This window comes from Acinetobacter sp. G18, assembly GCF_052660225.1.
Map to the genome: position 1 here is coordinate 2,516,084 of NZ_CP109658.1, position 23,440 is coordinate 2,539,523.

At 39.3% G+C, this 23,440-nt stretch carries 21 protein-coding genes and 1 riboswitch; of the genes, 7 read left to right on the forward strand and 14 right to left on the reverse strand.

All coding sequences use genetic code 11. From position 1 onward, the window contains the following. Window positions 1-39: 39 nt before the first annotated feature. Window positions 40-152, reverse strand: a riboswitch (yybP-ykoY riboswitch). Between the two features lie 102 nt (window positions 153-254). The 3 genes from dmeF to NE363_RS12010 form a co-directional block, all read right to left on the reverse strand. Beyond that, window positions 255-1,187: a CDF family Co(II)/Ni(II) efflux transporter DmeF gene (gene dmeF, locus NE363_RS12000; protein ID WP_445535145.1), complete on the reverse strand. Its 933-nt coding sequence runs from the start codon at window positions 1,185-1,187 to the stop codon at window positions 255-257. 275 nt (window positions 1,188-1,462) lie between these two features. After that, a complete protein-coding gene (locus tag NE363_RS12005; RefSeq protein ID WP_134263365.1) occupies window positions 1,463-2,005 on the reverse strand; it encodes a TetR/AcrR family transcriptional regulator in 543 nt (180 codons plus the stop codon). Between the two features lie 687 nt (window positions 2,006-2,692). Beyond that, on the reverse strand, window positions 2,693-3,883 hold the full coding sequence (locus tag NE363_RS12010) for an MFS transporter (RefSeq protein WP_445535146.1): 1,191 nt from the start codon (window positions 3,881-3,883) through the stop codon (window positions 2,693-2,695). Between the two features lie 102 nt (window positions 3,884-3,985). Between NE363_RS12010 and NE363_RS12015 the strand changes: the two genes are divergently transcribed. From NE363_RS12015 to NE363_RS12040, 6 genes are all read left to right on the forward strand, one after another. Continuing rightward, window positions 3,986-4,897, forward strand: a complete 912-nt coding sequence (locus tag NE363_RS12015) for a LysR family transcriptional regulator (RefSeq protein ID WP_445535147.1) — start codon at window positions 3,986-3,988, stop codon at window positions 4,895-4,897. Between the two features lie 356 nt (window positions 4,898-5,253). Beyond that, the gene (mutS, locus tag NE363_RS12020) at window positions 5,254-7,899 is read left to right on the forward strand and encodes a DNA mismatch repair protein MutS (RefSeq protein ID WP_004702633.1); all 2,646 of its coding nucleotides are present in this window, start codon (window positions 5,254-5,256) and stop codon (window positions 7,897-7,899) included. 64 nt (window positions 7,900-7,963) lie between these two features. Next, the gene (locus NE363_RS12025; RefSeq protein ID WP_031944931.1) at window positions 7,964-8,494 is read left to right on the forward strand and encodes a GNAT family N-acetyltransferase; all 531 of its coding nucleotides are present in this window, start codon (window positions 7,964-7,966) and stop codon (window positions 8,492-8,494) included. Between the two features lie 345 nt (window positions 8,495-8,839). After that, a complete protein-coding gene (fdxA, locus tag NE363_RS12030) occupies window positions 8,840-9,163 on the forward strand; it encodes a ferredoxin FdxA (protein WP_003650851.1) in 324 nt (107 codons plus the stop codon). A 131-nt stretch (window positions 9,164-9,294) separates the two neighbouring features. Continuing rightward, complete coding sequence (locus NE363_RS12035; protein ID WP_174742285.1) at window positions 9,295-10,017, forward strand: D-Ala-D-Ala carboxypeptidase family metallohydrolase; 723 nt, start codon at window positions 9,295-9,297, stop codon at window positions 10,015-10,017. Between the two features lie 196 nt (window positions 10,018-10,213). Further along, window positions 10,214-10,882, forward strand: coding sequence for an O-methyltransferase (locus tag NE363_RS12040; RefSeq protein WP_004702639.1), 669 nt, complete (start codon window positions 10,214-10,216; stop codon window positions 10,880-10,882). A gap of 116 nt (window positions 10,883-10,998) precedes the next feature. On the opposite strand, the gene NE363_RS12045 is transcribed toward NE363_RS12040, so the two are convergent. The 11 genes from NE363_RS12045 to NE363_RS12095 all read right to left on the reverse strand — a co-directional run bounded on the left by NE363_RS12045 (window position 10,999) and on the right by NE363_RS12095 (window position 21,745). Further along, the gene (locus NE363_RS12045) at window positions 10,999-11,841 is read right to left on the reverse strand and encodes a universal stress protein (protein WP_004702641.1); all 843 of its coding nucleotides are present in this window, start codon (window positions 11,839-11,841) and stop codon (window positions 10,999-11,001) included. 156 nt (window positions 11,842-11,997) lie between these two features. Then, window positions 11,998-12,609: a DapH/DapD/GlmU-related protein gene (locus NE363_RS12050; RefSeq protein WP_049064557.1), complete on the reverse strand. Its 612-nt coding sequence runs from the start codon at window positions 12,607-12,609 to the stop codon at window positions 11,998-12,000. Further along, entirely contained in the window at window positions 12,602-13,201 is a 600-nt protein-coding gene (locus tag NE363_RS12055; protein WP_445535148.1) for an IMPACT family protein, read from the reverse strand. Before NE363_RS12055 ends, NE363_RS12050 begins: the two co-directional genes overlap by 8 nt. Before the next feature lie 92 nt (window positions 13,202-13,293). Then, window positions 13,294-14,484, reverse strand: a complete 1,191-nt coding sequence (locus NE363_RS12060) for an HlyD family efflux transporter periplasmic adaptor subunit (protein ID WP_151684564.1) — start codon at window positions 14,482-14,484, stop codon at window positions 13,294-13,296. A gap of 3 nt (window positions 14,485-14,487) precedes the next feature. Beyond that, complete coding sequence (locus tag NE363_RS12065; protein ID WP_077168234.1) at window positions 14,488-16,623, reverse strand: type I secretion system permease/ATPase; 2,136 nt, start codon at window positions 16,621-16,623, stop codon at window positions 14,488-14,490. Then, on the reverse strand, window positions 16,620-18,086 hold the full coding sequence (locus NE363_RS12070; RefSeq protein ID WP_019457395.1) for a TolC family protein: 1,467 nt from the start codon (window positions 18,084-18,086) through the stop codon (window positions 16,620-16,622). Before NE363_RS12070 ends, NE363_RS12065 begins: the two co-directional genes overlap by 4 nt. Window positions 18,087-18,360: 274 nt before the next feature. After that, a complete protein-coding gene (lptB, locus tag NE363_RS12075; protein ID WP_002051056.1) occupies window positions 18,361-19,107 on the reverse strand; it encodes an LPS export ABC transporter ATP-binding protein in 747 nt (248 codons plus the stop codon). Then, a complete protein-coding gene (gene lptA / locus NE363_RS12080) occupies window positions 19,107-19,655 on the reverse strand; it encodes a lipopolysaccharide transport periplasmic protein LptA (protein WP_004702651.1) in 549 nt (182 codons plus the stop codon). Before lptA ends, lptB begins: the two co-directional genes overlap by 1 nt. Then, window positions 19,639-20,187 (reverse strand): LPS export ABC transporter periplasmic protein LptC, encoded by a 549-nt coding sequence (gene lptC, locus NE363_RS12085; RefSeq protein ID WP_004702654.1) that lies wholly within the window; start codon window positions 20,185-20,187, stop codon window positions 19,639-19,641. The genes lptA and lptC overlap by 17 nt, the downstream gene beginning before the upstream one ends. 37 nt (window positions 20,188-20,224) lie before the next feature. Beyond that, window positions 20,225-20,764: a KdsC family phosphatase gene (locus NE363_RS12090; protein WP_004702656.1), complete on the reverse strand. Its 540-nt coding sequence runs from the start codon at window positions 20,762-20,764 to the stop codon at window positions 20,225-20,227. Window positions 20,765-20,767: 3 nt separating this feature from the next. Beyond that, entirely contained in the window at window positions 20,768-21,745 is a 978-nt protein-coding gene (locus tag NE363_RS12095; RefSeq protein WP_019457396.1) for a KpsF/GutQ family sugar-phosphate isomerase, read from the reverse strand. Window positions 21,746-21,959: 214 nt separating this feature from the next. Between NE363_RS12095 and cysS the strand changes: the two genes are divergently transcribed. Then, on the forward strand, window positions 21,960-23,381 hold the full coding sequence (cysS, locus tag NE363_RS12100; protein ID WP_445535149.1) for a cysteine--tRNA ligase: 1,422 nt from the start codon (window positions 21,960-21,962) through the stop codon (window positions 23,379-23,381). The last annotated feature ends 59 nt before the right edge of the window (window positions 23,382-23,440 follow it).

Here is a 23,440-nt window from a genome sequence, read left to right on the forward strand (position 1 = left end):
CCCGACTAGCAAAGTACGTTGCGGCCAAAGGTCTCGCCTAGCTCACACTGTGTATACAGTGGCTGAACACGCCATGAGATACTGATCTCAAGTTTGTTGACGTGGTCTTCCTAGTTGGGTACTAGGAATGGCTACTCCCCAATGACAATAGGTGAAGTTTACCAGTGATTGAAAAGTAACTCTACAAAAATGGTCTGACAAAATGATCAAGAGCTTTAAAAATTCACAGTCGGTTTTAAAACTCTCTTTATTGACTAAATAAAATGTATTTCTACACTGGCATGTACAATTTCTTCATGAATAGACAAAGCCCTTTTAACTGAATCAGGTGTTAAATCTGTTCGGTCTGTTTCTAAAGCCAAAATGCATGAAAATTTTCCTTTACCGACTTTCCATACATGTAAATCTGTAATTTTCACTTGTGATAATTGCTCAATCACTTCTTGGATTTCAGCGACTACTGGATGTGACATTTCAGCATCTAATAACGTTTTTCCTGTGTCACGCAAAAGCCCCCATGACCACTGTGCAACAAGTATCGCCCCTACAATACCCAGCAAAGCATCTAAAAAATTCCATCCAAAAAATTTACCCGCTATAAGTGCAGCTATGGCTAATACAGACGTTACGGCATCGGCAAGTACATGTAGAAACGCAGCTTTATGGTTTAAATCGTGATGGTGATCATGATGATGGTGGTGACTATGCTCATGGTCGTGATGGTGATGTTCATGATTATCATGTAATAACCACGCACAAATTAAATTGACTGCCAACCCCACAACAGCAATAGAAATCGCCTCATTATAATGAATATCAACAGGATGGAGTAATCGCTCAATAGATTGAAATCCCATTAACAGTGCAACGACCATTAATATGATTGCACTGCTATATCCACCTAAAATTTCGATTTTCCAAGTTCCGAAACTAAAGCGTTTGTCATGGGCATAACGGCGAGCCATTTTGTAAGCGACATAGGCCAACCCTAGAGCAACCATATGTGAACTCATGTGCCAGCCATCAGCTAAAAGAGCCATGGAGTTAAAGATCCATCCACCCACAATTTCAAAAACCATCATCACGGCAGTTAAAATCGTTGCGATCAAAATTTTCTTTTGAGCAAGCGGGTTTCCTTCATCGAACTGATGAGAATGGTAACGTTCTAAATTGCTGTTAATTTCCATATTTATGGTCTTTTATTGATACTCCCCCATAGTATATATTTTTTTGAAGAAAAATAAGTTACATCACGACCAAAACAAGAAAACTTTTAGAGAAATCTTTACTTAGTCATGACCTAAAATTGATCTACTATATTTCAAAACCACTATAGATTGAGGCGCTCTGAATGGCTGAGTACATCCATTCATAGAGCTGCATGTGAGAGCAACTACAACACTCCTTGCAATTTTTTCACAAAAAATCTATATCTGAACCAATCAGATAACCCAGACTAAAATTAAAAAAATTGCTCCAACACCTCATCCCTTTCTTTCAAACTGTTTAAGCTTAAAACCTGTAGCAGCAAACCATCTATCAGGTTCACCACCATGTGGGCATCGAATTTTGGCTCGCGGATTTCCCCGCTAAAAATCAGGTCAAAAATTTCATGGCGCAACCACTTTCGGTATTCAACTGTCATGCGGTAAGCCTTTGGATAAAGCAGTTTTATTTCTAAAATAGCTTTGATTAAAAAATGGTACTGGCTGTTTAAATTAGTATGTAACACAATAATTTCTTTAAGTTTATCTTTTGAACTGTAGTAACGGTTTGAGTAAATGATAGAAAGCACTTCTTCTCTGAGCAAGCTTTTTTGAAAGGCGATACACATTTCAATCAGGTGTTCTTTAGAGTGGAAATAGTTGTAAAGCGTGCCTTTGGCAATTTTGGTTTCTTTAGTAATCAGGTCTACGCCTGTATTGTGGAACCCATGCGCCGTAATGAGTTGTATGGCAGTTTGAACTACATGTAGTTTTTTGGAAGAGGTTTCTAAATTTCGCATAGTTTTACCATTATAAAATTCTTGTTGTTTCTAAATGAGATAAAAAGCCTGTGCCCTTTCTGGGAGAAAAAAAGGCACAGCAAAGCCGTAAGACGGTGCTTGGCACATCTCAAGTTTTTTGTTGCTAAGTTTTAAATAAAAAAGACTTAAAGCCTGAAAACCCTACGGCGTTCAAGCTGCTGTAAATTTTTAAGCTGTGTCGTTATAGCTTTTGGCAAAGGCTGCCAAGAAATAATGGATGTGCAAAGCCAACTCCTTTTTTATTGGGAGTTCTGCCGACATTAAAATTATGGTGGCAGAACGAAGGGGGTTAGCAGACTGGCCGAAAAAACCCAGCACACCCGAAGGTGTCCCCCTCCGTTCCACCATTGAGGGGGCGCGAGGGTGTACACACTAAAGATATAAAACCTTTAATGCTTTTTCGGAACGGTCTGCTAAAACCGACTGGCAATGTAGGCCAGCAGGCAAAGGATAGTGCCCAAGTTTATTGCAGTCAAGCATACAAAATGACATTTGTTTTAAAATAGATCATTAAAAAGTAAGGATAAATAATGCCTGAGTTATTGTTAAAGTGGGGTTTATAAAAAGACGTTTTTCTTCCCCAAAATGCTACTTTTTCAATACCATTTACACGTTATAGATTTAGTCGTCACTATTTTAATGTACGGAAAAATAGTGACTTTACAATTAGCTCATGGGTACACGTTTAGCCAGCTTCTTTTGCAAAATAATAATCAATATTGGGAAACCTGCTGCGGAAATTGCACATACCGCCAGTAACGTATTTAGACTTTGTGGCGTCATGCCATGAGCAGGTAATAAAAAGGCAGATAAGAAAAATGCAACCGTTGTCAGCAAATACATGATGGATGTCTGTAATGAAGAAAATCCAGCTCGTTGTCGGTCGTTAGGAAACTGCATCGTAACCACTGAAGATGACACCAAACGACTATAAGATGCACCGAGAAATAAACTAATAAATAATGCTGCATGCTCATAGCCAAGCATTGGTATAAGCAAACTTAGGATAAAGACTAGAGTCGAAGCTGTAGCCAATATTAAAGCAGAAAAACGGGAGGTTAATGCCCCTGTGATTTTTGTAGATACATAGCCCATCACGCCGCCACTAAAAAATAGCCAAGGCAGTAGGTCTTGCGAAGCGCCCAACTGTTGAATCATTAAGGGTGCCAAAATAGGAATAACCAGCATAGGACTAAACTGTACGAGCGCATTAGCAGAAGCGAACAGTAGAGTATCCGCATCTAAAGGCGGCGCACGAAACGTATCTAAAGAGACTTGGTCTTTGGGTATAAACGATACAATAAGTGGCAATGCCAACACACACAATACACTTATGAGCCACAAAGCCACATGCCAACCATAGTGAGTGCATAGAAATAATATGGTGGGCATTCCGACAATACTTACTATTGAAAATGATGCAATCACCGTCGCCAACATTTTTCCCCGTAAATTAGGCGGTGCGTTGTTTATTAATATACTGATACCCACTCCCATGGTGGTACCACCAACCAACCCTGCACAAAATCGGAGTGCAAGTAGAAGACTAAAACTAGATGTGTAGGTAGTCAAAAGTGTTAGTAGACCTAACAGCGCCATATTGATAATTAAAAACCGCTTTTTATTGAAATGATCAATCCAGTAAAAAGCAATAATTCCCGAAAGAACGGCGCCAAGCGTATACATCCCTGAAACATAACCTGAGAATGATACTGGCACTGCAAAATCTGTCGCCATAAAAACAAAAATAGGATTAAACACCATATATTCCAGTGCATTCGTGAACTGGACGAAAGCAATGACAGTGGCTATCCACATGAGGGCTTTATGATTAAACGTCTGTGTGGCTAGGGACATCGCAGTAACCTATAGATAAAAGATGTCCGAGTTTAACTGCTATCAATAGTATTGATTATATGGTAAAAATTGCATTTATTATTATCAAATATGGGACAATTGATGCGTCCGGCTCTGGATTTTAATACTCTGAAAGTGTTCATTGCTGTGGTTGAAAGAGAAAGTTTTGTGGGTGCATCGAAACTCCTTGAAATGCCGACATCAAACGTGAGTCGCTGTATTTCTCAGTTAGAAGAAAAACTCGATCTTCAGCTCATTGAGCGCAGCACTCGACATATGAAAGTCACTCAGGCGGGGCAGCTACTCTATACCAGAGCAAAGCCATTACTCGAAGCGCTTGAGCAAACGGAGATAGAGTTAACGTTGCGGCAAATGCAGCTCAAAGGTCCTTTACGAATCTGTATTCCCACTGAAATAGGCCCTGCATTGTTAGGTTCTGTTATTGCAGAATTTGCCTGTCAGTATCCAGACTTAGAAATAAGCTGTGTCACAAATTTGTCGGGTTTTGAGTCTCTGCGAGATGATCTGGATTTAGCTATTATTATTAGCCGCGGTCAAATGGATAACAGTGACTACATCGCTCGTCATCTGGTGACTATCCCTTGCACCATTGTGGCAGCCCCTTCTCTCATTCAGCGTTATGGCACCCCTACTCATATTCAACAATTTGAAGAGTTACCGTGTATTACAACAGTCAGTGCGCTCAAAGGTGCTCCTTGGCAATTTGTTAATAAAAAGGGTGAATTCGAGACCATCAAGGTTAAAGGACACTATCGGGTAAACAGCGGAGAAATGGCAGGCCAAGCTGCTGTAGCAGGTATCGGGTTTGCAATTTTATCGAAACACGCTTGCCAACCTTATATTAGTGACGGTCGCCTGATCGAGATTGAATTTGAACAAGCGGTAGCGCCACTGCAATTGTTTGCACTTTATTCAGATCGGCGTTATTTGCCTGCTAAAACAAGAGCGCTTATAGATTTCATACAACAGAAATTGGGGCATGTATCCTTATAAAACCTATCATTTCATACGCATTCTGAAATCGACATATTTACCCATTTCAGTTTTATCAGGACTGCCAATCGTCACCCTGTCTTCTACTCAAACTGCTCAAGGCACTTTCTTTTTGTTGCTTATTTCCTCGCTCATTTTAGGAATCCTTTTTGCGAATCAGTCTCAATTTGTTAAGATGGCAACCGTGAGAAATTAAGTTAAGCTCTTACACACTGTTGACTCAATTTTGACATAAAAAAGGTACATGAAAAGGTATACTTTTTTCTTAGATTAAGTCCAATTCACACAGAAGTTATTAGAATTGGTTAGATGACCAACCGTAAAATATTATTGCTTTTTTTAAGGGTTTATTACGCATGAATAGCGCTGAAATCATGGCCGATCTCTCTAACCACACTCCAATGATGCAGCAATATCTCAAGGTCAAAAAAGATTATCAACATGCGTTGCTGTTTTATCGTATGGGCGACTTTTATGAACTTTTCTTTGAAGACGCACACTTAGCAGCCAAACTTTTAGGAATTACCCTAACCCATCGTGGTAAAGCAAACGGCAACCCGATTCCAATGGCGGGTGTTCCTTACCATTCAGCCGAAGGTTATCTTGCTCGCCTTGTCAAAGCAGGTCGCACAGTAGCCATTTGCGAACAAGTGGGTGAAGTTACTGGTAAAGGCCCTGTCGAGCGTAAAGTTGTTCGTATTCTGACCCCTGGTACATTAACCGACGACGCACTACTCACAAGCTATCAGTCATCCAACCTTGTTGCGTTATGTATTCATCAAAATCAAATCGGTTTTGCTTTGCTCGACTTAAGCGCGGGTATTTTTAAAGTTCAACAACAAGACTACAAACCTGAACAACTTCCAATTGAACTTGCTCGCCTCATGCCAAGTGAAATTTTGATTGATGAAGATCTGGTTGACCCGAATATTATTGAACAAATTAAAAAGCATTTAGATTGCCCTGTAACCAAGCGTCCAAATGTAGACTTCAATTTAAATAATGCACAAAAAACCTTATGTGATCAGTTCTCTGTATCGACGCTTTCTGGTTTTGGACTCGACACATTACCGTTAGCTAAGGCTGCCGCGGCAGCTCTGATTCACTACGCTAAAGAAACTCAGAAAACGGCGTTACCGCATATTCGTTCTATTCTTTTAGAACAAAGCACAGACTTTATTGCGCTTGACCCAATTACGCGCCGTAATTTAGAAATTATTGAACCTTTGTTTGAACATGGTACGTCATTATTCCAACTGGTAAATGACTGCCAAACTGCAATGGGTGGCCGTTTACTCAGCCGTACACTCATGCAACCTGTTCGTGATACGGCGTTACTCGATGCCCGCTTAGATGCAATTGAACAACTCATTCAAGGCTATCACGAAACTCCAGTTCGTTTAGTGCTTAAAGAAATTGGCGATATCGAACGTGTTCTTAGCCGTGTTGCGCTGGGTAGTGCTCGACCACGCGATTTAGTTCAGCTTCGTCATGCTTGCGCGCAAATCCCATTTTTAAGAAATGCTTTAGCGCCTGTTATTCAATCAAAAAAATCCAAGTTATTAATTCAACTCGATCAAGAACTTGGTGACTTTAAATCGCTTCATCAACACTTGATGGCAGCCATTGTTGAAAACCCACCTGTATTACTTCGTGATGGCAATGTAATTGCAGAAGGATATGATGCAGAACTTGATGAACTGCGTAAAATTCGTGATCATGCAGGTCAATTCCTGATTGATTTAGAAATAAAAGAGCGTGAACGCACGGGCATTAACACCTTAAAAATCGGCTATAACCGTGTGAGTGGCTACTACATTGAGCTTACGCGTGCTCAAGCTGAACAAGCCCCTGCCGACTATATTCGCCGCCAGACTTTAAAGAATGCCGAGCGTTACATCACACCTGAGCTAAAAAGCTTTGAAGATAAAGTTTTATCAAGTGAGTCTCGTGCATTAGCACGTGAAAAAGCGTTATTTGAAGCTTTACTTGAAAACCTCCGTGAAAATATTGCTCACCTACAAATGATGAGTTCGGCAATTGCGCACATTGATGTAATTGCAAACTTTGCTTATCAAGCACGTTTAAACAATTGGGCGCGACCTGAATTTACCCCAGAAACCGGTATTAAGATTCAAGGTGGTCGTCATCCTGTTGTTGAAGCATTAAACAAAGCACCATTTACACCAAATGATACTTTCCTTGATGCTCAGCACCGCATGGCAATTATTACTGGCCCGAACATGGGTGGTAAATCTACCTTTATGCGTCAAACCGCATTAATTAGTTTACTGGCTTACTGCGGTAGTTATGTTCCTGCGCGAGCTGCCAAGCTTGGCCCAATTGACCGTATTTTCACACGTATTGGTTCAGCCGATGATTTGTCGACAGGTAAATCAACATTTATGGTTGAGATGACTGAAACTTCACAAATCTTGCACCATGCAACCAATCAGTCTTTGGTGTTAATGGATGAAGTTGGCCGTGGTACCAGTACCTACGATGGACTTTCTTTAGCATGGGCTTGTGTGGTTGATTTAACCAAGCGCGTAAAATGCTTATGTCTATTTGCCACGCACTATTTCGAATTGACTGAGTTAGGTAGTGAAGCAGGTATTGATAACTATCATGTGACAGCGCAAGAGCTTAACGGCAACCTGATTTTATTGCATAAAGTTCAACAAGGCCCTGCAAGTCAAAGTCATGGTTTACAAGTTGCGAAATTAGCTGGTATTCCTGCCAATGTCATTAAAGAAGCTCAAAAACGTTTACGCATTTTAGAGAAGCAACAACAGCAACACTTACAAACTAGTGTTCAAGATGATTTGTTTGCAACTTTAGATTCAAATGCTAAATCAAGTACGCAAGTCATAGAGAAAGTGATTGAAATTGAAGTGCCTTCACCTGCCCTAGATTTGCTTAAGCAAATTGAAGTCGATAACTTGACACCTCGCCAAGCACTTGAACAACTTTATGAACTAAAAGCTGCACTTAAATCATAATCATTGATTGAGCAAACATGTCTATGGGCATGTTTGCTCTTACTTTAAGGAGAATAAAATTTCTATTTTCTTAAGGCCACTACAATACACAGAGATCGATTTAATTTGGCAACAAATTAGTCGACGTGAACTCATTACCCAACTCTATATACAAAAACAAGAACAACTCGAATTAACAGATTGTTTTTACGATGTTGAAAATTGGGATGACTATCATTTAGAAAATGACCCACCGAAGTTAAAAGAACTCTATCAACAAGGTGCTTCATTTGTAGGTGCTTTTAATACATCTGAAAAATTAGTTGGCATTAGTGTCGTGTCGAATCAACACATTGCTGATTATCCAGATGCAAAATTACTGCAATACTTTTATGTCGATGCAGACCAACAAGGTCAAGGTGTTGGTGCAAAACTCATGCAGGCAGCCAAAGAGTCAGCTAAGCAACTGGGCGCGCTGCAACTTTATATTTCAGCCACTCCGAGTAAACGTACTGTCGACTTTTATATCAAGCATGGCGCAGTAGTATTAGGACATCCAGATCAGCACTTATGGGAGCTTGAACCAGAAGATATTCATTTGCTTTGCTTACTTTAAGTCTCGATATTTAAAGTTTTTTTGGATATCAGTTCGGTATAAAAGTAAAATTTAAAACTGAAAGTTGTATTTAAGGTATCTAATCAAATAGATACCTTGACCTAAATGACATTTGCAACTAGATGTAAAAATTTATTCAAGCTGTTGTTTTTTAAAACATATTATTATCTTAATTTTACAATTTGGCTAATATCAAGCTCACAACATTGTTTTAAATATCAATGTATTAACTTATCTTCATATGTATAAATAAACAATATCAATAAAAGCAATTGTTTGTTTACCCCTTTTTTGCCTAAAATAAGCTATTCGAAATGAAACCATATTTTTTAGGTAGCTGTCGCCATGACCTTTGTTGTCACTGAAAATTGTATTAAATGTAAATACCAAGATTGCGTAGAAGTTTGTCCTGTAGACTGTTTTTACGAAGGTCCGAATTTCCTAGTGATTAATCCGGATGAATGTATTGACTGTGCATTATGTGAACCAGAATGCCCTGCAAATGCAATTTTCTCTGAAGATGAGTTACCAGAAGGTCAGGAAGTATTTATTGAATTAAATGCAGATCTTTCTCAAAAGTGGCCTAACATTACTCAAATTGGTGACCAACCTGCTGACCGTGAAGAATGGAACGGCAAACCAGATAAGTTACAGTATCTAGAAAAATAATTTCAAAAAAGATCAGCAACCGCTGATCTTTTTTATACCCTATTCAAACATTTCATTGCAAATTCCTCGTAATTTGTGCACTGTTTTGCATTAAAATAACCGCAATATTTATTAAGCTTTTGATTTTTCTTATGCGGAAGTTTTTGCAGAGTATGTTGCCCTTATGCATAATCCCAGCGATTATGGTAGGTTGCGTCAGCTCTCCCCAACACACAACAACAGGCAAAACCTCTCCAAACGGTAAACGCATTTTTATTCCTCAAGAGCGCGTTATTATCGAACGTCCTATTCCACCTAAAGTTGAGCCTGCTTCTTATCGTGCCTGGTTAAATACTGGCGATCATTATGAACGTGTACGAGAATATGAAAAATTTCTAGCGCGTAATAATGTTGCAGGCATCGTACCAAGCTTTGAATTATTAAGATCAGCGCGTGATTGGCAAAAGTGCGGCAGCTCGGAATATGCTGTACCAAACCGCGAACTTTGGAATAATTCTTTATCGACCTTACGCGTCTTTAAATATTTAATTGCGGCAAAAGTTCTAACTGACTTTGAAGTAACCTCGGTGTATCGTGATTTACCTTTAAATCAGTGTGCTGGCGGTGCAAGTTCGTCTAAGCATTTGTTTAACTCAGCCATTGATTTTCGTATTGGACCAGAAATTCCACAGCCACAAGACTACGCATTTATTGAAAATACAAAGTTTAAATTGTGTCAGTTCTGGGCTCAACATGGCCAAAGTTTAAACCTAGGTATTGGTTTATATAGTTCAGGACAAATCCATATTGATACTCAAGGCTATCGTACTTGGGGGCCTGACTTAACCCGTAATACTTCAATGTGTAATTTTTAAAATTAATATCCCCTAATACACTTTTGTATTAGGGGATTTTTGTTGTTCTCATTTATATAACCCAATAAGAAAAACGCTGAAATTAATTACGAATTTGTACATTCCATAATCAACCAAAATTTCTTAATCCGAAGATTTTTGCACTCTAGTCATAAACGTTTAAAATACGCCTATCAACATACAGGTAAATTTGACTATGCAGCAGTTGTGGACAGACATTGACGAATATATCGACTCACATTTAATTCCCGAAGATCCTCGACTCGACTTTGCATTAAAAAATACCGACGAACACGGCTTTTCAAATCATCTTGCAGTTGCTCCAAACCAAGGCATGTTTTTACAAATGCTTATTCAGATGAATAATTGCAAGCGTGTTTTAGAAATTGGAACTTTTGCAGCCTACAGTACCATTTGGCTAGGACGTGCCCTGCCTGAAGATGGTTATTTACTGACTATTGAAGGCCGTGATACTCATGCAGAAATGGCTCAAAAAAATATCGACCATGCGAATCTTCCTGTAAAAGTTGAGCTAAAAGCAGGCCGTGCTGCTGATATTCTTTCAGCAATTGACCCACAGTCAATTCAACCTTTCGATTTTATATTCATTGATGCCGATAAACAGGGTTATCCTGAATATTTGGAACTCAGCTTAAAGTTTTCAAAATCAGGCACAATTATTGTGCTAGACAATGTCATCCGTGGTGGCGATATTTTAAATCCTGAAAACAAAAAACCGAGTATTGAAGGTATTCGCGAAACTTTTAAAGCCCTCGAAAATCATCCGCAAATTCTGTCTTGCACAGCTTTACAAACGGTTGGCTCAAAAGGTCATGATGGTTTCGCTATAGCGATTGTGAAATAATGATCAAAAAATCATCTTTTTTATTTTATTATTTATAATCAATAGATTACTTTTATTACCCTCGCTTTTCCATATAGTTATCCACAACATTTGCGGATAACTATATGCAAATCTCATCATTTAGCCACAAGTAAAGGCACAGTTGCATTTCGGAATATCGTCGTTGCGATACTTCCTAAGAAGAACTGATGAATCTTGCTATGACTAAATGCACCAAGCACAATAATTTGAATACCATGCTCTTGTTGATATTCAAGAATATTCTGAGCTACATCACCATAGCGATAAACAGTGACAACCTCTAGACCAGCTTGTTTAAGATAATGCTCAGGTTCATTTAATATTTCAGGATGATCACCCACATACACTAAATGGCATTGTAAAGTCCGTAATAGATCACTTTGGGCAATACGACGCATCATCTTTTGACATGTTGGTGAATATTCATAGGCGAAAATAAAACGTGTTGGCACTTTAAAGTTTTCACCAATGGTCAACACTGTGCAATTCGCGCCACGAATGAAATTTTCAACATTACTACCAATAGGTTTATGCTTTTCAGCTGCTCTTTCGCCAACTCGACCTAAAATAACAATGTCATTTTCATCGAGGAGATTAAAGCTTTGCTCTAAAAAATCACCCTTTTCTTGAATTTTTGAGCATGTAATTCCGTGTTTTTCTTTAATTAAATCAGAAATATGTCTGAGTAAATTATTGCTGTAATCTAAAGCGAGTTCACTTTGTTTTTGCTCTAATTCAGCTAACTCTTTAAGCAACATCGCATTGCTTTCAAAGCCGATTACCCCACTAATCTCACCAAGATGATAACTTGCTGGGTAGTAATCTAGAATTTGTAATAATACAAGCTCTCGTCCAGTTGCTTTTGCAACCCAAGCCGCTGCATCTGCAATAGCATTAATACAAGGTGATGAGTCAATACACGCAATAACACGGTTCATTGTTTGCCTCTCTTCTTCAGGTCTATTTGCCTTGGAGATTTTTCTATAACTTAGCTTTAACTTAACATAGATAAAAATCTGTATGTTAAGGTTTATGTATTAAAATCCACTTTTTTGTTTAAAGATCAAACATTTTATTACACTCTTAAGACTGTATTACTCTCTTAAGCGAATAAATTTTGCTGGGTTTCCCCCCACAATATGATAGGGTTCGACATCCTTAGTCACCATACTATTCATACCAATAACAGCATGTTTTCCAATTTTAATACCGTCTTTTATTCCTACATGCGCACCTAACCAAACATCTTGCTCAATTTCAATTCCTTTAGAAGTGACAGGCTGTTGGTAAAGTGGACGGTCTAATTGCATACCATGATCAAATGCATAGAGATGGCAATAAGCAGCTATACGAACTTGGTCATGTAATTTGATACCAGCTCGCCCACCATCTAAAATACAATGATGGTTAATTGCGACTTCGTTACCAATCTCAAGCGGCCCATGCAAGCTGCAGTCGGCTGCAATAAAGCAATTATCACCAATCTTAATTTTTCGACCAGGCTCGGCAAAAATATGAGCTAAAGGTGAAATAAAACAGTTCTCACCAATCTCGACTGTTTCCATGTCCATTAAATAAGCCTGATATTCTTTTTGCCACTCTTCAGCCCATGCACGGTGTTTAGGTTTTAGTGTCCAATATAACCATGGCATATAATTTAAACGGTGTTTATGTTGCTCACGGTACTTGAGTAAGGAGTCAGTCATCAGTTAATTCCTCCTCAACTTTTAATTCTTCACGGCCACGCGTCACGTCGCGAAGTTTCAAAGCAAGTGGTTCAATTTGGTGGACTTGTAGTCTAGCTTCAATATCTACACCTGTTGCGGTATAAGTTTCTTGGTATTCTATTTGATGCTGTGAAAGTTCATATTGAAAAATAGCCCATTCATTAAAATGACAAGAAAAGTGAATGGTTTTCTTTGCAATGAGTTCAATCCGTTCAGCTAACAATAAGGATTGCCCTGCACAACCACCATAAGCCCGCACTAAACCACCAGTTCCAAGTTTTATACCACCATACCAGCGGTTCACCATGACGATGATGTTAGTTAAGTCGTTACCTTCAATAGTCGCCAAAATTGGCCGCCCTGCCGTACCAGATGGCTCGCCATCATCATTAAAGCGGACGTTATGTCCAATTTTCCATGCCCAACATTGATGTGTGGTCGATATATCTTTATTGAGTTCTAAAAATTCTTTTACTTGTTGCTCATTTTCTACTGGCGCAGCAATCGCCTGAAATCTACTTTTTTTAATTTCTTCTTCAAAGGTAACAGTTGACGCAATTGTAAAAGCCATAAAATAAATAAAGCATAATAAAAATCAAATTATAGCGTGAATTTAATAGAAGCAAACCCATAAAAAAGCCCCGAATTTCGGGGCTTTTACTATTATCTTTCTCTTAATGCTTCTTTCGCTTTATTAAACGGTTTCAACAAGTAATCCATTACAGTTTTCTCACCAGTACGAATATCTACAGTTGCCACCATACCCGGTGTAATACCGAAAGCTTTACCTTGTTTGTTGTAGAGCTTATCTGTATCAGTGCGGATATAAACACGATAGTAGAACTGATCTTGTTTAACTTCATCACGAATCGTATCTGGAGAAATAACAGTAACTTTACCTTTTAAACCACCATAAATTGAATAGTCATACGCTGTGATCTTCACCAAAGCTTCTTGACCCGGACGAATAAATGCAATGTCACGTGGCAAAATACGCGCTTCAATAAGCAATTGTTCATCAATTGGAACAATTGTCATTAACTTACCATTTTGCGGAATAACACCACCATGCGTTGTCACAGTAATTTCTTTTACAACACCTCGCACAGGTGCTCTAAATACAGCACGATCTAAACTATCACTACGGCCTAGTACAATTTGTTGTTGAGTTTGGCTATCTGTATTGGCTTTAGATAACTCTTCACGAGCCTTCACATAATACTGGTTACGCGCATCGTTCATTTTATTTCGCAAATCATTCGCTTCACGGCGTAAGCGTAAAACTTCCACTTCACTAGCAGCGCCTTTAGCAACTAAAGGTTCAGTCATCGCCAGTTCTTGTTGAACCAATTCTAATGCTTGCTTTAAACCTGAAAGTGTTTGCTGTAAATCAGCTCTACGAGACTCATACAACGCTGTTTCTTCATGAACAAGTTTAGGGTCTTTTGCAACGATTTCAGGAAAGACTAACGGTGTGCCATTCACTTCTGCACGTAAACGCGCTGATGTGGCCTGAGCTGCAATTAATAAAGATCTAGACTCACCCACATTTGACGCAAAACGCGTTGGGTCTAATTGAGCAAGAATTTCACCTTTTTGAACAATGTCGCCTTCTTGCACATTCAGTTTAGTTAAAATACCGCCTTCTAATGATTGAATCACCTGTTCTTTAGATGATGGAATCACTTTGCCTGTACCTGTTGACACTTCTTCTAACTGAAAAAACCATGCCCAAACAAACAAACTAATGAGTCCAATACCTACAATCCAAATCACTAAACTGGCACGTGGTAATGGTGGTTCAGTATAAGATACATTCATTGAACGGGTGAGTTCTTGTTGTGGTTCGCTCATGAATTATCCCCCTTGGCTTACTTGTTTTTGTTGGGCTAATGATTGATTAAGTACTTGATCTCTTGGTCCATCCATCACGATCTTGCCCTCATTTACGACAATAATACGATCGACCAGTTCTAAAACAGCGCGACGGTGTGTTGCCACAACCAATGTTCGATGTGCCAACCACCCTTTAAGGTGATCAATCAGTTGCTTCTCTGCCACATCATCAATCGCTGCTGTTGGTTCATCAAGTAAGAGAATATTAGGTTGACGGATTAATAAACGTGCAAGCAATAAGGCTTGTCTTTGACCACCAGAGAAACCAACGCCACCTTCTAAAATAAGGTGATCAAGTCCTTCTTTTTTCTCTTGAACAAAAGGAAGTGCCCCTGTCACAACCAATGCACGAAGTATGTCTTCATCCGTTGCAAGCGGTGCGCCTAAGGTTAGATTTTCACGAATCGTACCGTAAAATAAATGAGCATTCTGGTTAAGTAAGCCCATATCACGACGTACATCAGATGGGTCAATTAAAGAAAGATCTAGACCATCTAAATGCACAGCGCCTTGAACTGGAACCTGCATACCAGATAAAAGTTGAAGCAAGGTCGACTTACCTGCACCATTACGACCTAAGATAGCAATTTTTTCACCTGCACGGATCTGCAAATGGCGAATAGCAATACTTGGTTTTGTGTCATCGTCAGTGTATTGGAACAATAAATTTTTTAATTCATAATTTCCGTTTAAGACAGCCTTATGTACTAAATGAGAGCGATCCGCCTGATCGATCGAACGTTGCATGAGTTCATCTAAACTTTGTTTGGCAACTTTTGCTTGCTGTAAACGACCTAATACCCCTGTAATTTGGGCAATCGGCCCCAGCATACGTGAAGATAAAATTGAACATGCCACTAACGCACCTGTGGTCATTTCACCATCCATCACTGCAAAACAGCCAACTAAAACCACAATGGCATACGTTAGACCTTGAATCATTTGGGTCCAAGCCATCAAGGTACCCACAATTTTACGTTGTCTCATACCAATATCGGCTGAAACTTCATTCATGTGATTCCACTGGTTTTGGAAACGTGACTCAGCGCGTAACAGTTTAATGTCCTCAATACCTTGCACCGCTTCCACAAGAATTGCGTTACGGATTGAAGATTCTCTCATACCCTCTTGTGCCAGTTGTGCCAGCTTCTTCTGTACCAAAATACCCGGCAAAATCATGAGAGGCACAACAAGCAACATTACCCAAAATAATTTGCCACCAATAATGGCAAAAATAGTAATGAATAAGAAAAAGAATGGAAAATCCGCAATTGCACTAATGGTGGTTGACGTCACCAGTTCACGAACACCTTCAAGTTCACGAATCTGGGAAATAAAACTACCTGTAGATTTTGAACGTTCCTTGTTTTTAATTCTTAGGGCGTGGCCAAATACGCGATCCGAAACACGTAAGTCAGCACGTTTACCGATAATATCGGATAAATAGACCCTTGAAACTCGTAAGGTAAACTCAAAAAGAGCTGCAATCAGTACACCACCTGCCAAAACCCACAAGGTCGGAATTGACTGTGATGGTACAACACGGTCATAGACCTGCATTGAGAAAATAATGGTTGCCAGTGCCAAAATATTGGCAATTAAAGAGGCAAACATAATATCGATGTAACGTTTCCAGTCTCTTAAAACAATTGACCAGAACCAGTTTGCTTCGTATGGCTTGATATATTCATCAATACGAGCATCCGGAATAGACATTTCAGGACGCAAGATATAGACATTCTTAAGTGTCGTTTTCAGTGCTTCTAAAGATAAGTTCTGAGAAAGACCTTGATCTCCACTGAACTGAATACTGACATTTCCTTGCGTATCCGCCTTATCAATAACCCCGACTTGTCCATCATTAAACTCCACCATAACTGGTAAACGCCATGGGTTTAATAAGTCTAACGAGAATGGTGCCTTACGAAGATTTAATCCGACTTGACGCGTCATTAACTGCAAGATGTCATCAAGATTCTGGTTTTGGTTCCAATCAAGTTGTAAGCGAATTCTTTCTTCTGACGGTTCTATTCTGTAATGTTTGGCAATAGTTAAGACCGCCTGTAACCAAGGCTGGTAATTTATTTTTGTCATCATGGTTGTACTTCGAACCCCTGAATTGAAATATTATTTAAGCCGTAGGCTTGGCGGGAACGTCCTGTTGCTTCAATGTACTGAACAATACTGTTATAAATGTCATAGCGTGCTGATTCGAGTTCTGAGTTGGCACTGTGAATGGCTTGTTCGGCATTTAATAAATCGACCAGTGAACGAGTACCAAGCTTGTATTGTTCTTGGTAAAGTTCACGTGTACGAACCGTGGTTGCTTGGCGACTTACCAAAACCTGCATTTGACGCTGTTTATTCTCAATCTGTTCACGACTGGTTCGAATTTGATCCAGCACATCCATATATACTGAATTTACTTTAGCTTTCGCAGCTTCTTCAGCGTAACTTGCCATTTTTACCTGTGAAGCAGTTGCCCCACCTTGATAAAACTGACTCGTTGCTTCTAGCATGACTGAACTATATAAACCGTTATCTTTATCGTTGTTTGGATTTTTACCATTAATGGCCTGACTAACTGAGCCTTTTACAGCTAAGGTCGGATAGCGAGTTAAACGAGTTTGTTCTTTTTGCGCTTTAGCAACCTCAACACTTGCCTGTGCGGCAATCATTTTAGGAATAGTATTAAACTCAGGCTCACCATATAAGTCAGATTGCTTCACTAAATCATCAGAAATAATCCAACCTGTACGAGTAACATCAGCACCCAATAATGTTCTTAAATGCTGTTGATACTGACGTAACAATGATTGTTGGGCAATTAAAGTTGACTGTGCAGCTTGTAAGTATGACTGCGCTTGAATAGGATCGGCTTGACTCGCAACACCTGCATTTGCACGCAGGTTAGCAATATCTTGAATTCTTTGAATACCTGCAATTTGCTGCTCAGCAATTTTATTAAGTTGCAGATAACGCTGAATATTGACGATAGTCTGCGCAACATCAAGCGCAAGGGTATCTACGCTGACCAGAACGTTTGCTTGCTCCACCTGAACTTTAGCTTGTTCAACGCTTACACCTGATTTGATTTTACCAAAATCAAAAAGCATTTGAGTGGCAGTTAAAGTGAGTAACTGCCTTCCTCGTTCTCCAGTGGTCAAGTCACCAGTTGAGACGCCTCCGGCAAGCTGAGGATAGTAACCAGCTTTAGCAACGTCAACACCTGAATTTTGACCTGCTAAAGTTGCAATAGATTGTGAAATATCCGGACTACGCTGAATCGCAATTTTTACTGCATCTTGCAGTGTCAGTTTTTTAGAGGGCAAGGCGTTAAAAGATGAAGCCGAATTGTCATTAAGTTGAACAGTTGGAAATTCCTGCGCAATAGAACGATCTAGCTTAAAATTACTAAGCTCTTGCATCTTGGCTACTTTAAAATCATCACTACTTTTCGGGACAAAAAGTTGTGACAAGTTATCTTTCAGGGTGTGATATTGCTCACTTGGTTTAGCAGCGTATATCACGACAGGTACATGTAGTGAACTTAAAAGCATTAGCCCTTTCAGGAAAGCTTGCTTTCTACATTTCCCTTTCTTTCTTTTCTGGTTATATCCAATCATGCTTATCTTGTTGATGTTGTTTGTTATCGTTTAAAAGCATCTCCATTCTACAGAGTTTTTTAGTTAAAACAGCATAATTGGCCGAATAAATCACACATTATTTTTTTATTAAATGAGTGGTATATATTATTGTTTTTATTTACAAAACCTCCAAAAAACAAAAAAGAGGCCTTGACCTCTTTTTAACCAAACAGATTAGTGGCTTTAACTAAACTGTAAAATCATCACCCAAATAGACTTTACGAACTTGTTCATTGTCTAAAATCTCTTGTGGCGTACCTTCTGCAATTACTGAACCTTCACTCACGATATATGCACGCTCACAGATTGCTAAAGTTTCACGAACGTTATGATCTGTAATGAGTACGCCAATGCCACGATCTTTTAAGGTCTGGATAATGTCTTTAATATCACCGACTGAAATTGGATCGACACCCGCAAATGGTTCATCTAAAAGCATAAATTTAGGGTCAGCTGCTAAAGCGCGCGCAATCTCTGCACGGCGACGTTCACCACCCGATACACTCATTCCTAACGAATCTTTAATATGACTAATTTTAAAGTCATTTAATAACTCATGAAGGCGTTGTTGACGTTGCTGTTTATTCAAATCTTTACGCGTCTCTAAGATCGACATAATATTTTCAGCAATTGTCAGTTTTCTAAAAATAGAGGCTTCTTGAGGTAAATAACCAATACCTTTACGTGCACGCTCATGCATCGCCAAATCGGACATATCTAAGTCGTCAAGATGGATCTCGCCTTTATCCATGCGTACCAGTCCAACGACCATATAGAAGCTCGTCGTTTTACCAGCACCATTAGGACCAAGCAAACCAACAATCTGTCCACTTTGCATACTAAAAGAGACGTCTTTAACTACCCAACGCTTACTATAGTTTTTTGCTAAGTGCTTAATACACAAAGTTTGCGGTTGTTGAAGAGCTTGCTGCATTAGTCACGCGCTCCTGGGAAACTTTTTGAACTTGACGGTGGAATAATAATTTGTACACGGTTCGAAGAAGAGCCTTGAGCTTCGACATCACCTTTATTCATACTATATTTCAGAGAGTTACCACGAATACTTGAACCATCTTGATATAAATATGCACCACCAGACAAAGTAATAATGCCAGTATCAGCATTATAAACAATGGTCTGACCCTCACCACGCGCTAAGCCTTTATTCGCGTTCACTTGCTGCTGAAACTTAGCAGGTCTACCCTTTGCAGTGATAACCTGAATTTCACGTTTCGAGTTAAGATTAGCAACAATCGAATCTGCTTGTAACTTCATCGTACCTTGCTCAATCACAACATTACCGGTATAAGTCGTCAAACCAGTTTTTTCATTATATGTTGCGCGGTCTGCAACCAATGAAATTTGTTGATTACGGTCAGACGGCAAAGCAAACGTCGAAGCAGATGTTAAAGCAACGAATGTAATTACCGCAGCTTGTTTTAGGAAAGCTGAAGAACGTTTTAAATTAAGACTTTGGTGCATACTTTCCTCGAATATTAAAAAATTCGTACTGACCGTTATTCAAATTGCCTTTTAATCCTTTACTCACAAACTCGCCTTGTGGAGACTGAACAATCACTTGATGATTGGTTTCAATATCTCTGTTTTTTGGATAGGCAGTTAACTGATCGGTTTGAAACTCAATTGTTCCTTGAGGTGCAATCTTAGTTGCAACCACATCACCCGATAAGACAACCTTTTGATTATCATCATAGCCATAAGCTTGTTTAGCAAAGAATGTTGCATCAACTTTACCTAATTTATACATAGAGGCATTAAGTTGATCCAACTTCGACGTTTTTTGTTGCATATCCTGTTCAAGCTGACGAACTTCAGCACGAACATACAAATTGCCTTTGTCATCAGTTTGAGTCAAATGGACGCCCTGCGCCGAATAAGTCATATTCTTCGCCGAACCAATGTCCAGTTTTTTTGCCTTGCCACTATAGTAGTAGTAACCACCACTTACAGCAGCAACCACTACAGCAACAATATATAAAACTCTGGTATCCATGAGCAGGAATAGCCTACCTTTTTAAGTAATCTTGTTATTAATGCGGTACTGCAAGATATTTTTCAAGAAGTTCTTGGTAAATGCCCTTTGCGATCAGCAACATATCACAGACTTCACGTACAGCTCCACGACCACCCATCGCTTGGGTAACCAAATGCGCACGGCGACGTACTTCTTCATGTCCATTTGGCACAGTAACGTTCATTCCGGCAATCGCAAAAGCCGAAAGATCAGGCCAATCATCGCCCATATACAAACAATCAGAAGGCAAAATATTAAACTGTGCACAAGCTTCGCGAAGTGCTGAGCCTTTGTCTTCACGACCCTGAAAAACAAGGTCTACACCCAAATCAGACATGCGTTTGTCAACGATATTACTTTTTCGACCAGTAATGATAATGACTTTCATACCTGCTTTTTGAACAAGTTTCATGCCCAAACCATCACGAATATCGAATGATTTAATTTCATCACCCGTATTGGTTAATGTAACAAAGCCATCGCTCAAAATACCATCAACATCCAGAACCAATGCCTGCAAATGACGTGCTTGTTCTAACAATGCATACGATGCCATGAATTAATTCACCCCTGCCTGAATAAGGTCATGCATACTAATTACACCAATCACTTTGTTTTGGTCATCGACCACCACAAACTGACTAATTTTTTTCTGATTAAGCTGTTGTAACGCTTCTACAGCACGTGCTTCTTGAGAAATAGTTGACGGTTTTTTTGTCATCACATCAGAAACAGGTAAATTCACGTCAAAACCTTGCTGTTTATCAATGAGGCGACGTAAGTCCCCATCTGTAAAAATACCGAGCAAATGATCTTGTTCATCAACAATCGTCGTTAAACCCAAACGCTTATTCGAAATTTCATAAAGCACTTGATTCATTGGGGTTTCTGGCGAAACTTTTGGTAGTTCATCGCCTGTATGCATTAAATGTTTTACATGTAGAAGTAAACGCTTACCCAATGCTCCAGCCGGATGCGAACGAGCAAAATCATCAGCAGTAAAACCACGTGCTTCTAGTAATGCAACGGCCAAAGCATCACCTAACACTAATGTTGCCGTCGTACTTGATGTGGGTGCCAAACCTAAAGGACAAGCTTCATCAGACTCACCTAAAGTTAACGCAATATCAGCATTTTGTGGCATTGGGCCTTTATCAGTACGGCTAATCGTAATCATAGGTACGCCAAGATGTTTAATCAGTGGCATGAGCATCATGATTTCATCGCTTTTTCCAGAGTTGGAAATAGCAATAAGCACATCGCCACGAACCAGCATACCTAAATCGCCATGGCCTGCTTCACCAGGATGCATAAAGAAAGACGGCGTACCTGTAGAGGCAAATGTTGCCGCCATTTTTCGACCAATATGCCCAGATTTACCCATACCTGTAATCACAACACGACCTTTACACTGTAACAGTACTTCGCAAGCACGGTTAAAACGGTCATCAATTTGTGTTGCTAATACATCTATGGCTTGTTGCTCAATGCGCAATGTAGCTAATGCACTGCTTTGGAAATCTGTAGGATTAGGCATACGAGTGTGACTCAAAATAATTGATCTGATCTCTCTATTGAGATCGGTGATTTTAATCAAAAGATTTGGGGGCATTCTAGCATAACTCAATCAGTTACACGTTTTTAAATGTATAAGATTTCACAAGCTTATAAAATTAATGCATAAAACTTTTTTAAAAATGAAGCATAAGTTATGATGTAACACTATTTTTGTTGAGTGTTTGAAAACCCTTATGCAACCATTTGTTTTATATAACTCTGAGCAACGAAAAAAAGTTGAATTTGTACCTCGCAAAGAAGGTCACATCGATATGTACGTCTGCGGTATGACCGTTTACGACTACTGTCATATCGGGCACGCTCGAGTTATGGTTGCATTTGACTACATTATTCGTTTCTTGCGTAGTCAAGGGTGGAATGTTCGCTACATTCGCAACATTACTGACATTGACGACAAAATCATCAAACGTGCTCAAGAAAATGGTGAAACGATTCAACAGCTCACCACTCGTTTTATTGATGCAATGAATGAAGATGCAGCCAATTTAGGTTGTGCTGCACCCGATGAAGCACCGAAAGCGACTGAATATATCAACCAGATGCAAAATATGATTGGCAATTTGGTCAATAAAGGCGCTGCTTACCCTGCTTCAAACGGCGATGTTTATTTTGAAGTGACCAAATTTGAAAAATATGGTCGTCTCTCTGGCCGTAAGCTTGATGATATGCAAGCTGGTGCAAGTGAACGTGTCGATGTAGAAGTTGAGAAGAAACACCCTTTTGACTTTGTACTTTGGAAACATGCAAAAGAAAACGAACCATCTTGGGCATCTCCTTGGGGTAATGGTCGTCCGGGTTGGCACATCGAATGTTCTGCAATGTCGACTTGCTGCTTAGGCAATCACTTTGACATTCATGGTGGTGGTTCAGATTTAATGTTCCCGCACCATGAAAATGAAATTGCTCAAAGTGAAGCTTCAACTGGTGAGCAATATGTGAACTACTGGATGCATGTTGGCTTTATTAACGTTGATGGTGAAAAGATGTCTAAGTCTTTAGGCAACTTCTTCACGATTCGTGATGTGATGGAGAAGTTCCACCCTGAAGTGATTCGCTACTTTATTGTGTCTTCACACTATCGTAGCCCTGTGAACTTCTCTGATGTAGCGCTAAAAGAAGCAAAAACTTCTTTAACTCGTTTCTATCATTCATTTAAAGCTTACCAACAAGTGTATGGTCAAAAGACAATTGAAACGCTTGATCAAAGTTTTATTGAACGCTTTAACAACGCAATGTGTGACGATTTCAATACGGCTGAAGCAATGGCAATATTGTTTGAACTCAACAAAGAGTTAAACCGTGCTGTAAAAGAAGAGCAAGCTGACCAAGCAACTGTGCTTTATTCGACTTTACGTCACCTCACCAACATTTTAGGTTTGGTACAACACAATGTAGATGATTTCTTAAAATCAGATATTGGACAAGAAGCGCTTGCTTTGTCTGATGCTGAAATTGAAGATTTCATTCAACAACGTGTTGATGCGAAAAAAGCTAAAGACTTTGCGAAAGCAGATGGTATTCGTCAGTCTTTGCTCGACCAAGGTGTAGTACTTGAAGATACGCGTCAAGGTACAGTTTGGCGTCGTGCTGATTAAACGTTCAATTAGATCACAAGAGTGTTGACACTTTAATGAAACACTCTATAATGTGCTCA